14 protein-coding genes are annotated in these 13,994 nt (G+C 68.2%); all 14 read right to left on the reverse strand.

The window, feature by feature from the left end:
- Positions 1-93: 93 nt before the first annotated feature.
- Positions 94-507: a PPC domain-containing DNA-binding protein gene (locus tag QZM35_RS07830; protein WP_089432896.1), complete on the reverse strand. Its 414-nt coding sequence runs from the start codon at positions 505-507 to the stop codon at positions 94-96.
- 66 nt (positions 508-573) lie between these two features.
- Entirely contained in the window at positions 574-1,125 is a 552-nt protein-coding gene (locus tag QZM35_RS07835) for a GNAT family N-acetyltransferase (RefSeq protein ID WP_301775729.1), read from the reverse strand.
- A gap of 175 nt (positions 1,126-1,300) precedes the next feature.
- Positions 1,301-2,701 carry an MFS transporter gene (locus QZM35_RS07840; RefSeq protein ID WP_089427180.1) on the reverse strand — a complete coding sequence of 467 codons (1,401 nt, stop codon included), beginning with the start codon at positions 2,699-2,701 and terminating at the stop codon, positions 1,301-1,303.
- A 30-nt stretch (positions 2,702-2,731) separates the two neighbouring features.
- Positions 2,732-3,976, reverse strand: a complete 1,245-nt coding sequence (locus tag QZM35_RS07845) for an NAD(P)/FAD-dependent oxidoreductase (RefSeq protein WP_301775730.1) — start codon at positions 3,974-3,976, stop codon at positions 2,732-2,734.
- Positions 3,973-4,935: a VOC family protein gene (locus QZM35_RS07850; protein WP_301775731.1), complete on the reverse strand. Its 963-nt coding sequence runs from the start codon at positions 4,933-4,935 to the stop codon at positions 3,973-3,975. The genes QZM35_RS07845 and QZM35_RS07850 overlap by 4 nt, the downstream gene beginning before the upstream one ends.
- Before the next feature lie 18 nt (positions 4,936-4,953).
- On the reverse strand, positions 4,954-6,444 hold the full coding sequence (locus QZM35_RS07855) for an aldehyde dehydrogenase (RefSeq protein WP_089427177.1): 1,491 nt from the start codon (positions 6,442-6,444) through the stop codon (positions 4,954-4,956).
- Between the two features lie 72 nt (positions 6,445-6,516).
- Positions 6,517-7,344, reverse strand: coding sequence for an aspartate dehydrogenase (locus tag QZM35_RS07860; protein WP_089427176.1), 828 nt, complete (start codon positions 7,342-7,344; stop codon positions 6,517-6,519).
- On the reverse strand, positions 7,337-9,004 hold the full coding sequence (locus QZM35_RS07865) for a thiamine pyrophosphate-binding protein (RefSeq protein WP_301775732.1): 1,668 nt from the start codon (positions 9,002-9,004) through the stop codon (positions 7,337-7,339). The genes QZM35_RS07860 and QZM35_RS07865 overlap by 8 nt, the downstream gene beginning before the upstream one ends.
- On the reverse strand, positions 8,997-9,794 hold the full coding sequence (locus QZM35_RS07870; protein WP_089427174.1) for an SDR family oxidoreductase: 798 nt from the start codon (positions 9,792-9,794) through the stop codon (positions 8,997-8,999). The genes QZM35_RS07865 and QZM35_RS07870 overlap by 8 nt, the downstream gene beginning before the upstream one ends.
- Complete coding sequence (locus QZM35_RS07875) at positions 9,791-10,648, reverse strand: IclR family transcriptional regulator (RefSeq protein ID WP_089427173.1); 858 nt, start codon at positions 10,646-10,648, stop codon at positions 9,791-9,793. Before QZM35_RS07875 ends, QZM35_RS07870 begins: the two co-directional genes overlap by 4 nt.
- Positions 10,645-11,541, reverse strand: coding sequence for an alpha/beta fold hydrolase (locus QZM35_RS07880; RefSeq protein WP_089432901.1), 897 nt, complete (start codon positions 11,539-11,541; stop codon positions 10,645-10,647). Before QZM35_RS07880 ends, QZM35_RS07875 begins: the two co-directional genes overlap by 4 nt.
- Positions 11,542-11,559: 18 nt before the next feature.
- Positions 11,560-12,087, reverse strand: a complete 528-nt coding sequence (locus tag QZM35_RS07885) for a cupin domain-containing protein (protein WP_039344094.1) — start codon at positions 12,085-12,087, stop codon at positions 11,560-11,562.
- Between the two features lie 37 nt (positions 12,088-12,124).
- Positions 12,125-12,895 carry an SDR family oxidoreductase gene (locus QZM35_RS07890; RefSeq protein ID WP_089427171.1) on the reverse strand — a complete coding sequence of 257 codons (771 nt, stop codon included), beginning with the start codon at positions 12,893-12,895 and terminating at the stop codon, positions 12,125-12,127.
- Complete coding sequence (locus QZM35_RS07895) at positions 12,888-13,964, reverse strand: aromatic ring-hydroxylating dioxygenase subunit alpha (protein ID WP_089427170.1); 1,077 nt, start codon at positions 13,962-13,964, stop codon at positions 12,888-12,890. Before QZM35_RS07895 ends, QZM35_RS07890 begins: the two co-directional genes overlap by 8 nt.
- Between the last annotated feature and the right edge of the window lie 30 nt (positions 13,965-13,994).

Consider the following 13,994-nt stretch of genomic DNA (forward strand, 5'->3'; position numbering starts at 1 on the left):
GGCGCCATTTTTTTATGCGGTTTCGAAACAAGCCTCTCCGGAGATAGCGGGAAAGCCGCGATGACCGGCGTTTCTGCCGCTGCGTCGCGACGCTCACGCGTCCTCGCCACCCGGTTCGCGGCGGATCACCAGTTCGTTGAAGCCGGTGTGCGGATCGGGTTCGCGCGCAAAGCGATGCCCGGGCAGCACGGCCAGCAGGATCTCGGCGGTCGTGCGCACCACGCAGCCGCTGGCCACATGGCCACCCGATACGCGGCCGACCCCATCGGAAACGGCCATGTGCAAGTGGGCACCGTCCGGTGATACCGAGCCGGCCAGCGTCAGGATTTCGAGGTCACCGCGCAACTCGGTCGGCACGTCGGCCCCGGCAAAGCGCAGCTGCGCGACGCTCAGGCTGCCGATGCCCTGGATCACGAATGCCGCGTGCGCGTCGTGCTGACGCAATGCATGCTCGATCGACGCGCGCAGGTCGTCGCCGGGGGAAAGACGCAGAGGGTGGGCTTGCATGGTCGAGCACCTGCCGATGGAGGATGGTGTCGACCAAGGGTACGTTCGCGCCGTGAATCCGGCAAGTCACCCGCGCCGATCGCTCGCCAGCAACCCATACAACGCACTGTCCGACACTTCGTCCCCAACGATCCAGCGTTCGCGCAGCAGCCCTTCCCGCGCGAAGCCCAGCCGTTCGAGCAGCCCCGCAGACGCGACGTTGCGCGGATCGATATCGGCCTCGAGCCGGTTCAGCCGCAGCGTGCCGAACGCATGATCGATCACGGCCGACGCCGCTTCGCGCATGTATCCGCCGCGCCAGAACGCGCGCCGCAGGCTGAAGCCGATCTCGGCGCGCCGGCATTGCTCGTTCGCGTGGAACAGCACGCATTCGCCGAGCGCTTCGCCGGTTTCCCGCAGTTCGAGCACGCAGGTCAGGCTCTCCCCGCTCGCGGACGTCTGCACGTTGCGCGCGACGCGCGCTTCGGCCTGCTCGATCTGCGTCATCGGCGAGAACGAGAAATAGCGCATCGCTTCCGCATCGGACCAGATCTCGAAGAAAGTTGGCGCGTCGGCGTCGCGAAGCGGCCGCAGGATGAGGCGGGAGGTATTCAGCGTGACGGGTTCGAACAAAGACATGGCGACGGTCGGTCGAAAAACGGGATCGTGAATTAGAACACGCGAGCCGCAAGTCGGCCATTGCACGCGTTCACACGCCCCGCCCCGGCGCGGCGCGGCACCCCGATCGCCGCCAGACAAAAAGGCCCGGGCATCGCCCGGGCCTCTCCACCTCATCCGTTACCGCCGCCAGCGCTTACGCTTCGAGCGCTTCGAGCACCTTACCCTTCGTCTCGATCCCGACGAAGTGCACGGTCACCGCCGCGATCAACGGAACGACGCCGATCAGGTAGAACGCCGGCGCGAGGTTGCCGCCGATGATCGCGTGCGGCACCACCATCGGCGCGACGAACGACGCGATCTTCAGCCATGCGCTGCCGAGCCCGCAGCCCGACGCGCGGATGCTCGTCGGATACTGCTCCGGCGTATAGACGTACGCGGTAATGAACCCCGACGCCATCAACCCGAGCGACAGCGAGCAGAAGATCGACACGACATACACCGACGACGCGTGATAGAAGCCCGCGAACGCCAGCGACAGCGCGCACAGCACGAACGACCACACGATCACCGGCTTGCGGCCGAGCTTGTCGACGAGCAGCGCCGACGCCAGCGACCCGAGCACGCCCATCACCGAGCCGATCACCGCGAGGTTCAGCGCGAGCTGCAACGGCGCGTGATAGAAGTTCTTGTAAATCGTCGGCAGCCACGTCGACAGCCCGTACTGGATGAACCCGCAGGTCGCCCACAACGTCGCCACCGCGAGCGTGCGCTTGCGATACGCGGCGCTGAACAGGTCGCTCATCTTGCGCTTCGGATGCTGGCGCACCATCTCGTCGAACGCCGCTGCCTGCGTGACCGGCGGCAGTTCGCCGCGCACCGACGCTTCGAACACGCCGACCGCCCGCCCGGCTTCCGGGAGCCGCCCACGCGACGCGAGCCAGCGCGGCGATTCCGGCACGAGGCGCGTGAGCACCAGCGACAGGATCAGCGGCAACCCGCCGACGAAGTACATGATTTCCCAGCCGAAGCGCGGCACCAGCCACGCACCGAGCGCCATCGACACGAGCAGGCCGATCGGGAACACGATCTCGTACAGCAGCACGAAGCGGCCGCGGCCATGGGCGCGCGTGATCTCGTTGATGTACGTCGCGGCGACCGGCAACTCGCCGCCGAGACCCAGGCCCTGCAAAATCCGCAGCAGCACGAAGATCTCGAAGGTCGGCGCGAAGCCGCACGCGATGCTCGTGATGCCGATCACGGCCGAGCTCCACGCGATCGCCTTCACGCGGCCGTGCTTCTCCGCCAGCGCGGGAAACAGGAACGCGCCGATCAGCTGGCCGATCGCGCCGGACGCGATCAGCATGCCGATCTGCGTCGGCGACAGCCCCCATTTGTGAATCAGCAGCGGCAGCGTCGCCGCGATCGTGATCACGTCGAAGCCGTCGAAGAACGTCGCGGTGCCGATCAGCACGCGCGCGCGGATCTGCATCGCGTTGGCGGGAAGCCGCTCGAGCCGCGCGATGATCGCGCCGGGCGTGGAGGCGGCAGCTTCCATCGTGGCGCGACCGGCCACGACGTTGTCGAAAGTGCTCATGCGGGGAGTCTCCTGTGTCTCGTCGCCCGGTCAGGCCAGTGTCCTGCTCGTGTCTGCCAGGGCTTCCGTATCCACTGCCCGGCCCTGGTTCATCCACTTGCGCGCGAGCTTCAGCTCACGTGCGTTGTTGACGGCGATGACACCTCTCACATGTCCTTCGCCCACGAAAAACAGCGTCGCGCGGCGCGCGGCAAGATCGCCGCGCACGACGAGCTGCGCATCGGCCGGCAGATCACCGAGGATCTGCAGGTTCACGTCGTACTGATCGGACCAGAACCACGGAATCTCCGCGTACGGGGCGCGCACGCCGAGCACGGCCTTCGCCGCCGCGATCGCCTGGTTCTGCGCGTTGGCCCACGATTCGAGCCGCACGCGCCGCTTCAGCCAGCCGTTGTGATGGTTCGCGACGTCGCCGCACGCGAAGATCGCCGGGTCGCTGGTCGCGCCGAATTCGTCGACGACGATGCCGTCGTCGATCGCCAGCCCCGCGTCGCTCGCGAGCGACGCGTTCAGCGCGAGGCCGATGCCGGCCACCGCGAAATCGGCGTCGATCGTCGTGCCGTCGGCGAGCGTCGCGCGCACCTTCGACGCGTCGTCCGGCTGCGCGTCGAGCGACGCAAGTGCCGCGCCGAGGCGGACGTCGACACCGTTCGCGCGGTGCAGGTCGAGCAGGAAATCCGACACGATCTGCGGCACCGAGCGGCCGCACAGCCGCGGCGCGCCTTCGACGACCACCGCGTCGACGCCGAGCTTGCGCGCGGTCGCCGCGACTTCGAGGCCGATCCAGCCGCCGCCGATCACGAGCACGCGCCGGCTCGCACGCAGCTTCTCGCCGAGCGCGGCCGCTTCGTCGAGCGTACGCAGGTAATGCAGGTTCGGGGTCCTCACGAGTGCGTCCGGCAAGCGGCGCGACGTGCCGCCGGTCGCGATCACGAGGCGGTCGTACTCGATCTCGCGGCCGCTTTCGGTTGTCACGACGCGGCGTGCGCGGTCGATCGATGCGGCGCGCTCCGGCTGCCACGCCTCGACGTTCAGCGCGTCGAATTCGTCCGGACGCACGACGCGCACGGTTTCGATGTCGGCGTCGCCGGCCAGCACGGCCTTCGACAACGGCGGCCGCTCGTACGGCAGATGCGGTTCATCCGCGATCATCACGAGACGGCCCGCAAAGCCTTCCGCGCGCAGCGTCTTCAACACCCAGCCGGCGGCCTGGCCGCCGCCGATCACGACGACCGTGCCGGGCGCGGCCTGTTCCGGTGTGTTCTCTTCGCTCATGATTTGCGCTCCGTCATGAACTTCCCTTCCGGCGCCTTCGCGTTCTTCTGCCGGCGCGTGTTGCCGTCGAGGCCGCCGTCGACCGCCCATTCGGCGAACACGGTCGGGCCCGGCTCGAACTCGCGCGGCTGCCACTCGGGCGTCAGCACGTCTTCATCCGCGTAGTACTCGATCAGCGCGCCGGCCGGGTTCTGGAAGTACCAGAAGTACGCGGACGACACCGGGTGGCGGCCCGGGCCGAGTTGCGTTTCCCAGCCGCAGCGGTCGATGTGCATGCCGCCGCCGAACACCTCGTGGATGTCGCGCACGGTGAAGGCGACGTGGTTCAGGCCACGTTTGCCGTTCGGCAGCGCGAGCAGGAACAGGTCGTGGTGGCCGCCGTGCGGCGCGCAGCGCATGAACGCGCCGCGGCCCGGGTAACGGTCGGACGTCTCGAAGCCCAGCAGCTCGTGATAGAACTTTTCCTGCGCGTCGAGGCAGTTCGTGAAGAACACCACGTGCCCGACCTCGACCGGCTCCGCGCGCGCATAGATCGGGCTCGGCTGGTCGACGCGCAGCGTCTGGCCCCACACGTTCGACGGCGAGCCCTTGATGTCGAGTGCGCGCTTGCGCGTAACTTCGATGCGGATCGCCATCCCGTTCGGGTCGATGCAGCCGACCGCATCGTCCAGCGCGTAATAACCGGGCTGGCCGGTGAGCTTCGTGCGCAGCGCGTCGAGTTCCTGCCGCGTCGCGACGCCCCACGTGACTTCCCGCAGCGTCGGCCCCGCTTCGAACGCGGGCGGCAGCGACGGATCGTCGGCCTTGACGGCCAGCACGGTGCAGCCGTTCAGCGTCTCGAAGCGTGCGCGCGTGTCGTCGTGCGAGACTTCCTTCATCCCCCAGTCGGCGAAAAAGCGCCGGCAGGTCGCGAGGTCGTCGACGCCGTACGTGATCTGCTCGATTCCCAAAATGCTCATTGCGTCATTCCCCTTCGCTCAGTTCGCCCACGGCAGCGGCGCGTCGTTCAAGCCCCAGTAGAGGCTCTTCTGCTGCATGTACTCGCGGATGCCGAGACGCCCCTTCTCGCGCCCCATCCCGCTCTCCTTCCAGCCCGAGAACGGCGTGGAGATCGAAAACAGCTTGTACGTGTTGATCCAGACGGTGCCCGTCTCCAGCGCCCGTGCGATGCGCCATGCGCGCTTGTAGTCGCGCGTCCAGATGCCGGCCGCCAGGCCGAACACGCTGTCGTTCGCCTGCGCGATCAGCGACGCTTCGTCGTCGAACGGCATCGCGACGAGCACCGGGCCGAAGATTTCTTCCTGGCAGATGCGCGCGCTGTTCGGCAGCCCTTCGAGAATCGTCGGCTGATAGAAGAAGCCGTCCTCGCGCCCGTCGCCCGCAGGCCGCTCGCCGCCGCACAGCAGGCGGCCGCCTTCCTCGAGACCGAGCGCCACGTAGCGCTCCACCGATTCGCGATGCTTCGCGGTGATCAACGGCCCCATCTGCGTGTCGGGGCGCGTCGGATCGCCCACGCGCAGCTTGCGGGCGCCGGCCACCAAACGCTTCATGAATTCGTCGTACACCGAACGTTGCACGAACAACCGCGAGCCCGCGATGCACGCTTCGCCCGACGAGCTGAAGATGCCGTACAGCACGCCGTTGACCGCGTGGTCGAGATCGGCGTCGTCGCACACGATGGTCGGCGACTTGCCGCCGAGTTCGAGCGACACGGGCATCAGCTTCTCGGCCGCGATGCGCGCGATGCCGCGGCCCACTTCGGTGCCGCCGGTGAACGACACCTTCTTCACCAGCGGATGACGCACGAGCACGTCGCCGATCACCGAGCCCTTGCCCGGCAGCACGCTCAGCACGCCCTTCGGTACGCCCGCTTCCTCGCAGATGCGCGCCAGCGCGAGCGACACGAGCGGCGTGACTTCGGCCGGCTTCAGCACCACCGCGTTGCCGCCCGCCAGCGCCGGCGCGAGCTTCTGCGCATCGGACGCGATCGGCGAATTCCACGGCGTGATCGCCGCGATCACGCCGATCGGCTCGTACACGCTCATCGTCAGGTAATCGCCGCGCGACGGCGTCAGTTCCTCGTCGAGCGTTTCGAGGCACGCCGCGAAATAGCGGAACGTGTTCGCGGCGCTCGCCACCAGCACGCGCGTCTCGCCGATCGGCTTGCCGTTGTCGCGGCGCTGCAGGTTCGCGAGCGCCTCATGGCGCTGCATGATCAGATCGGCGATGCGGTACAGCACCTGCGCGCGCTGGTGCGGCTTCAGCCCGGCCCAGTCGGCGCGGCGCCATGCGGCATCGGCGGCCACGACGGCTTCGGCCGCGTCGTCCGCATTCGCGGTCGACACTTCCATGTTCAGCGACTGGTCGGCCGGATAGATGCTCGCGTAAGGCGCGCCACGGCCGCGCCGCCATTCGCCGCCGATCAGGATGTTGCCGTCGGGTACGAGGCTCGTATCGAAAGGAGTCATGTCACAAGTCCCACAAATCTGTCTCTGCACGTCCGCCCTCGCCGTGGCGCGGGCGGGCCTTCAATGGCCCGGTCAGATCACGCAGCGGGCCGCGCGGTTGCGCAGCGCGCGGATCGCGCTGTACGCCGTCAGCGCGGACGTCTTCGGGTTGTCTGGCAACGGCTTGCCGCTCATTTCCAGCGACATCTCGCCGAATGCGCCGCGCGCGGTGATGCGGTGCACGTTGCGCTCGACCGCCGGATCGGCGATCAGGCGCACGTGCGTCGCGTCGAGGCCGAGGCCCGCGAGCGCGACGGTGGCCGCGACGTTCGCGTTCTTCGGATACAGGCGCGCTGCGTCGCGCGCGCTGCCTTCGAAAATCACCTTCTCCGCGGTCATCGCACGCAGGTCGCACAGCTCCTCGGCGGGCGTGCCGAGCCATCCGAGCGGCGGCTTGCGGCCCACGTACAGCACTTCGTCGAGGCCGCCCTGCTTCGCGGACGCCAGCGCGTCGATCCCGCCGATCGCGCCGGACAGCAGCGTGACCGTCGCGTCGCCCTCGTCGGCCGCCTGTGCGAGCACGTCGAGCAGCGCGAGATCGGACAGCGCGCCGATCGACGCGACCGCGCAATCGGTGCCGGCCTTCAGCAGCGGCACGACGTGATCGACGAGCGCGCTGTGGCCCGCGCATTCGAGCGCGAACTCGGGGCGGCGGGCCAGTGCGTCGACCGACGACACGACCTCCACCGCGCCGCCCAGCACGCCCTGCACCGCCGCGCGCTGGTGTTCCGGCACGATCACGTGCGCGACGCGCAGCGACGCATCGTGCTCGACCGCGTGGTACACGGCCGCGCCGATCGCACCGAAGCCGATCATCGCGACGTCGACGGGGGCGTGAGCCCGCTTGTGCCCGTTAAGCATATTGGCGCTCCGACGGCTCTTCCTTCTTGACCGGCGGGCCTGCGAAGTTCGACGCGAACGCGCCGACCGACAGCATGTCGACCTCGACCATCACCGGGCCTGCCTTCGCCATCCCTTCGCGCACGATCGCTTCCGCGTCGTCGAGCGACGTGATCCGGTAGTGCGGGAGGCCGAAGCTCGCACAGAACTGCGCGAAATCGGGCTGGTGCAGTTGCACGAAGCAGCGGCGGCCACCGTAGTGCGCGTCCTGGATGTTGCGGATCACGCCGTAGCACTGGTCGTTCATCAGCACGATCATCACGTTCGCGTTTTCCTGCACGGCCGTGACGAGCTCGCCGACGTTGACCATCAGCCCGCCGTCGCCGACGAGGCAGACCGTCTTCGCCGCCGCATCCGCCAGCGCCGCGCCGATGCCCATCTGGATGCCCTGGCCGATGCCGCCGCCGAGCGCATGCACGCCCGAGCGCGGCTCGAAGATCTTCAGCAGGCGGTTGCCCCACGTGCTGTTCGAGATCGTCACGTCGCGCACCCAGTTGTAGTCGCGACCGACCGCGCCCTGCAGCGTATCGACGAGCTGCTTGTACGGCCCGAGGCCCTTCGACACGTCGGCCACCGCCTGCTCGCGGGCGGCCGCGAGATCGGCCGCGAACTGCGGATCGACCGACAGGCGGCCTTCGAGCTGGTCGGCCAGCTCGGCCAGCACGCGCTTCGAATCGCCGTGCACGAACAACTCGTTGCGATAGCCGCGGTTGTCGGCGAGCGCGTCGGCGTCGACACGGAACAGCGGCTGCGGCAGCGCGAGCTTGTACTTCAGCGTTTCGTTGCCGCGCAGGCGCGAGCCGACCACGACGAGCGCATCGCAGGTCTTGTAGAACGCTTCGACGGACGCGTGCACGTTGAACGCGCCGAGCGTCGCCGGGTGATCTTCGGGCAGCACGCCGCGGCCCTGCACGCTCGTGACGACGCCGAAGCCGAGCTTCACGAGGCGTTCGACTTCCTCGCGTGCATGGCGCGCGCCGCCGCCGAGCCACAGCAGCGGGCGGCGCTTGGCCGCGAGGGCATCGGCCAGCTTCGCGACGCGGGCGGTGTCGTGCTCGCGCACCGCGACGTGTGCCGGCGCGAGGTCTTCCGGCCATTCGATTTCAGCGGCCTGGATGTCGATCGGAATCTCGACCGACACGGGGCCCGTCGGCGCGGTCTGCGCGATGCGCACGGCTTCGCGGATCGTCGGCAGCACGGTTTCGACGGTACGCACGCGGAACGCGGCCTTCGAGATCGAATGCAGCATCGACAGCTGGTCCGGCGCTTCGTGGATGTACGCGAGATCCTGGTCGAGGTACGGTGTCTCGATCTGCCCCGTGACGTGCAGCAGCGCAGTGCCGGCCGTCAGCGCCTCGACCATCGCGCCGGCCGCGTTGCCCGCCGCCGTGCCCGTGCTCGTGAACGCGACGCCGAGGCCGCCCGACACGCGGGCCAGGCCGTCGGCCATGTTCAAGGCGCCGGCTTCGCCGCGTGCACCGACATACCGGATGTTGCCGCGCGAGTTGATCGCGTCGAGGATCGGCATGTTGTGGATCGAGATGACACCGAATGCGGTCTTCACGCCGCACTGCTCGAGAAAGGCGGCAATCAGCTCGCCAACCGTGGTTTTTTTAGACATGGCGTGCAAAGCCTCCAGAAACGTCGATATGGCTGCCCGTCGTGTAGGACGACAGATGCGTTGCGAGATAAAAGAGTGCCCAGGCGGCCTCGTCAGGCTTGCCGAAGCGGTTCAGCGGAATGTTCTTCGTGCGGGCGATCGCGCCCGTCCAGTCCTCCCAGCTCTCGCCGGACTGCGCCTGCGTTTCGTACCGGCGGCGCCACTGGCCCGACTCGACGATGCCGATCAGGATCGAGTTCACGCGGATGCGCTGCGGCGCGAGTTCGGTCGCGAGCGACTTCACGAGGCTCAGCACGCCCGCGCGCGCCGACGACGTCGCGACCATGTGCGGCTCCGGCTGCAGCGCGAGCAGCGAGTTCACGCAGGTGATCGTCGGCGCCTGCGCGTCGCGCAGCAGCGGCAGGAATGCGCGCGTCGGGCGGATGATGCTGAAATACTTCAGCTCGAGTTCTTCGCGCCATGCGTCGTCGGTCGTGTCGGCGAAGGTCGACACGCGGCCCTGGCCGGCGTTGTTGACCAGCATGTCGGCACGGCCGAAGCGCGCCGATACGGCTTGCGCAAAAGCAGCCACGTCGGCTTCGTCGAGCACGTTGCAGCGCGCGGCGAGCAGTTGCGCGCCCGGATACTTTTCGACGAGCATCGCTTCGGCGCGTGCGAGGCGCTCGCTGTCGCGGCCGCAAATCGCGACCGACGCGCCCGCCTGCAGGAACCGTTCGGCGGTCGCCAGGCCGATGCCGGACGAACCGCCCGTCACCACCGCCACCTGCCCGGTCAGATCGATCTGAATCATCGGAGTCCTAATGCCTTGAGAAACGTGTGCTCGTCATCCGAGCGGTAATTGAGCCGCCGCGACAGTTCCGCCGCCGCGCGCTGCACCTTGTCGATCAGGCCGTCCGCGATCAGCGCCGCGTCGATTTCCGGCCTCGGCACCGTCACGGTGATGCACGCGACGATCTTCTGCGTCTCGTTGCGCACCGGCGCGGTGACCACCGAGATGCCGCGCTCGAACGACGAATTGCTGACGCCGTAGCCGCGCAGCGCATCCTCGCGGATCACTTCGTACAGCGCGTCGACCGTTTCCGGCGTCGCGTTCGTCATCCGGTTCAGCGCGCCTTCCGGATACAGCGCATGCAGCTCCTTCAGCGACAGGTCGCCCATCAGCACGTGGCCGTGCGTCGTCGCATGCGCGGGCAAGCGCGTGCCGACGTTCACGCGGATCGAGCTGAACACCGGCGCCTGGCTCTGCGCCTTCGCGACGAACACCACGTCACGGCCATCGCGGATCACGATGTGCGTCGTGAAGCCGGTCGCATCGCGCAGGCTTTCGATCACGGGCAGGCCGAGATCGGTCAGCTCCAGCGAGCTCAGGTATTCGAAGCCGAGCCGCAGCACGGCGATGCCGAGCTTGTAGTTGCGATCCTTGTCCGCGCGCTCGAGAAAGCCGAGCGATTCGAGCGTCTGCAGCAGACGGAATACCGTCGTGCGCGGAATGCCGAGCCGCTTCGACAATTCGGGCGCGCCGAGCACGGGCTCGCGCGGCGAGAATTCGGCGAGAATCCGCAGCCCGCGTTCAAGGCCGGGAACCACGTAGCTGGCTTCGGCCTTGCCGCTTTCGAGTTCGGGTTGTTGCAGCGGTTCGTTCATGCCAGTCCCCGCTGTTGGTCGCACTGACGGCAGAACGTGTCGATCAGTGCGGAATAGACAGCCGGTGCTTCCACGTAGCCGGCATGGCCTGCTTGCGGAATCACCTGCAGCCCGACGTGCGCGGCCGCGGCGATCCGCTCGCACGCGGCGGGCGGCGTGATCGCGTCGTTCGCGCCGACGGCCACGGCCGTGCGGCCGCGAAAGCCGGCGAGATCGGTGGCGAGATCGGCGTTCGCGAGCAGATGCGTGGCCTGCGCGTAACCGGCCGGCACGATGCGCGCCATGTTCCAGCGCACCCACGCACGCGCATCCTCGTTCGCGAAACCGGACAGCATGTTGCCGCTGCGCTGCTCGGCGAGCCCGGCCGGGCCGAGTTCGGCGAGCATCGCGAGCCGCGCGTCGCGGCGCGATTCGCGCGTTTCAGCCGGTGCGCTGCCGTAGCCGCCCGCGGGCGACACCAGCAGCAGGCCGGCGATCCGCGCGGGCATCACGCGGACGAGACCGCCCGCGATGATCGCGCCGAGCGAATGACCGACCAGCACGCAGCGTTCGATGCCGAGTGCCTCGAGCCACGCGTTCAGCGATGCCGCGTAATCGGCGGCTGCCGGCGACGCGCCGTGCACCGGCGTCGACACGCCGTAACCGGGCGCATCCCACGCGAGCACGCGCCGCGATGCGCCGAGCGTGTCGAGCTGGCGGACCCACGATGCGGCGCCCGAGCCGATGCCGTGCAGCAGCACGACGGGCAGCGCACGGCCTGCATGCTGCGCGCCGGCCTCGCGATAACCGATCGTGCCCGCCGCGCCGGCCGCGCAACGCTGTTCCGGAAACTGCCCGAGCAGCGCGGCGAACGCCACGGTGCGGTCGCGTTCACGTTTGTCGATGACACTCATTGCTTCACCTGCTCCGTCTCAGCGCTTGATCTTCGCGAGCGGCGAATCGGGCGGATAGGTCGGCGTGACCGGCTTCGGCGAACCGAGCATCACGCACATCAGCGCATCTTCCTCGCCGATGTTGATTTCCGTGCGATACACGCCCGGCGGCACCGAGATCAGGTCGCGCTCGCCGAGGATCGCTTCCCACGTCTCGCCGTCACGCTCGCAGATCACCTTCATCTTGCCGCGCAGCACGAAGAAGATTTCCTCGACGTCCATGTGGATGTGGCTCGGGCCGATGTTGCCGGCCGGGATGACCATCGTCGAGAACGTGAAGCCGCCGGCCGGCACCGTGTTGACGTCCTTCGCGACGCCCGTGCCGCCCGTGCCGACGTAGCGCATCTGCGCACGGCGGTACTTCGGGTCGTAATCGGCCTGGAACTTCAGTGCGTCCCAGTCGTAGCGACGGGTTGCGTAGCGCGCCACGCGCCCTTCCATCCAGTCGTTGAAGCTTGCGCCTTCCGGCTGGTCCCACGACTTGCGTTCGAGATCGGCGTCCGCCATCGTCCTCTCCTTCATCAGAGTGAAAACTTCAATTCAATCAATTCATCACGAAGCCGCCGTTCACCGGCAGCAGTTGACCCGTCACGAAGCGCGCGCCGTCCGACAGCAGGAACAGCACGGGGCCCGTCACGTCGTCGGGCACCTGCGCACGCGTCAGCGCGCGGCCCTGCAGGTAGAACGCGTGGCGCTCGGCCGGCACGTAGGCGGTCGCCTCGACCTCGGTCAGCCCCGGCGCGATCGCATTGACCGTCACGCCGTGCGCGCCGAACTCGCGTGCCTGCGCATGCGTCATCGCGATCACCGCGCCCTTGCTCGCGACGTACGCGAGCAGCTTCGGCGCGCCCCACAGTGCGGTATCCGACGCGAGGTTCACGATCGCGCCGCGGCCCGACTGCGCGAGATACGGCAGCGCCGCATTGCTGACGAGCCACACGCCGCGAACGTTTACGTTCATCACGGCGTCCCAGGTCGACACGTCGAGCTCGGTCGACAGCTTGCCGCCCGAGTTCGTGATCGCCGCGTTGTTGATCAGCGCGTCGATGCCGCCGAGCGCCGCCGCGCCCTGCGCGACGAACGCGGTGACGCTCGCCGGATCGGCGAGATCGAGCGCGAAGCAATGCACGACATGGCCGGCTTCGGCGAGTTGCGCGGCCAGCGCGCGGCCTTCGTCGGCCAGCACGTCGCCGAACGCGACCTGCGCGCCCGCTTCGACGAGCGCCTTCACGAACGCCGCGCCGAGCCCGCGCGCGCCACCCGTCACGAGCACGCGGCGCCCCGTGAGCGACACGACCGGAGCGCGCTCAGCCATTTGCCGGCTCCGAGGCGACCTGCGCCTGCGCCGCGCGATGTGCGTCGAGCGCCGCAAGATGCTCCTGCGCACGGGTGCGCAGCATCCGGCGCACGCGCGTCATGCCGACGTCGTGCTGGTACAGGTATTCGTGATCGCGCGCATTCGGCGCGAGGCTTTCGAGGACGTAGCGGTCCTGCTCGAGCACGTCCCAGTGCAGGCCCTCGAGGCGGTTGCGATACATGAAGCGCCACACGTCGCGCTGCCAGCCGCTGACCTTGCGGGTGCGCCAGAAATAGACCTGGCAGTTGTCGCCGTCGACCGGCGTCGCGAAGCCGATGATCCCGAAGTTGCCGCCCGGGCCGAACTTCTGCTTGTACGGGATCGCGAGGCGCATCCACAGGCAGCCCGTTTCGCCAAGCTCGACCCAGTCGAAGTTCACGTCGCGCTGGCCGATCTTCTCGAACATCAGGCCCGTTTCCGTCTTGCGCACGCGCATGTCGGCCTGCTTGTCGCCTTCGGCCATCGAGTGCGAGGTGGCATGCAGGTACGCGCCGTGCATCGGGTCCATCACGTTGTCGATCGCGTACTGGTAATTGCACTTCCAGTTCGACACGCACAGGAAGTGGCCGTACGCGTCGTCGACCAGTTCCTCGGGCAGGTTCAACGGCGCCGGCTCGCCGTGCGCTTCGTCACCGAACCACAGGAAGATCGCGCCGGCCTTCTCCTCGACCGGATACGACTTCACGCACTTCGTGCCTTCGAGCGGACAGTTCGATACGGCCGGCACGCGGTTGACCGTGCCGCCGCCGTCGACTTCGATGCCGTGATACCAGCACGCGATGTTGCCGCCGAGGTTCCAGCCGAGCGACAGGCGTGCGCCGCGGTGCGGGCAGCGATCCTCGAGCGCGTGGACCTTGCCGTCGTGATCGCGCCACAGCACGATCTGCTCGGACAGGCGCGTGAGGCCGACCGGTGCATTCGACACCTGCCAGCTCGGCGCGACGGGATACCAGTAGTTCTTGATGCCCCGGTCGAGATAGGCACGGACCGGGTCGTGTTGTGCTGCGTGTTGTTCGGGGGACGTCATCAGTGTGCTCCGGATGCGGTTGTCGTCGGG

This window comes from Burkholderia sp. AU45274 (assembly GCF_030482505.1).
In the GTDB taxonomy this organism is placed as follows: Bacteria; Pseudomonadota; Gammaproteobacteria; order Burkholderiales; family Burkholderiaceae; genus Burkholderia.

Coding starts and splice junctions, on each gene's coding strand:
- QZM35_RS07830 (WP_089432896.1), bottom strand. CDS start 507: ATGCAAGCCCACCCTCTGCGTCTTTCCCCCGGCGACGACCTGCGCGCG.
- QZM35_RS07835 (WP_301775729.1), bottom strand. CDS start 1,125: ATGTCTTTGTTCGAACCCGTCACGCTGAATACCTCCCGCCTCATCCTG.
- QZM35_RS07840 (WP_089427180.1), bottom strand. CDS start 2,701: ATGAGCACTTTCGACAACGTCGTGGCCGGTCGCGCCACGATGGAAGCT.
- QZM35_RS07845 (WP_301775730.1), bottom strand. CDS start 3,976: ATGAGCGAAGAGAACACACCGGAACAGGCCGCGCCCGGCACGGTCGTC.
- QZM35_RS07850 (WP_301775731.1), bottom strand. CDS start 4,935: ATGAGCATTTTGGGAATCGAGCAGATCACGTACGGCGTCGACGACCTC.
- QZM35_RS07855 (WP_089427177.1), bottom strand. CDS start 6,444: ATGACTCCTTTCGATACGAGCCTCGTACCCGACGGCAACATCCTGATC.
- QZM35_RS07860 (WP_089427176.1), bottom strand. CDS start 7,344: ATGCTTAACGGGCACAAGCGGGCTCACGCCCCCGTCGACGTCGCGATG.
- QZM35_RS07865 (WP_301775732.1), bottom strand. CDS start 9,004: ATGTCTAAAAAAACCACGGTTGGCGAGCTGATTGCCGCCTTTCTCGAG.
- QZM35_RS07870 (WP_089427174.1), bottom strand. CDS start 9,794: ATGATTCAGATCGATCTGACCGGGCAGGTGGCGGTGGTGACGGGCGGT.
- QZM35_RS07875 (WP_089427173.1), bottom strand. CDS start 10,648: ATGAACGAACCGCTGCAACAACCCGAACTCGAAAGCGGCAAGGCCGAA.
- QZM35_RS07880 (WP_089432901.1), bottom strand. CDS start 11,541: ATGAGTGTCATCGACAAACGTGAACGCGACCGCACCGTGGCGTTCGCC.
- QZM35_RS07885 (WP_039344094.1), bottom strand. CDS start 12,087: ATGGCGGACGCCGATCTCGAACGCAAGTCGTGGGACCAGCCGGAAGGC.
- QZM35_RS07890 (WP_089427171.1), bottom strand. CDS start 12,895: ATGGCTGAGCGCGCTCCGGTCGTGTCGCTCACGGGGCGCCGCGTGCTC.
- QZM35_RS07895 (WP_089427170.1), bottom strand. CDS start 13,964: ATGACGTCCCCCGAACAACACGCAGCACAACACGACCCGGTCCGTGCC.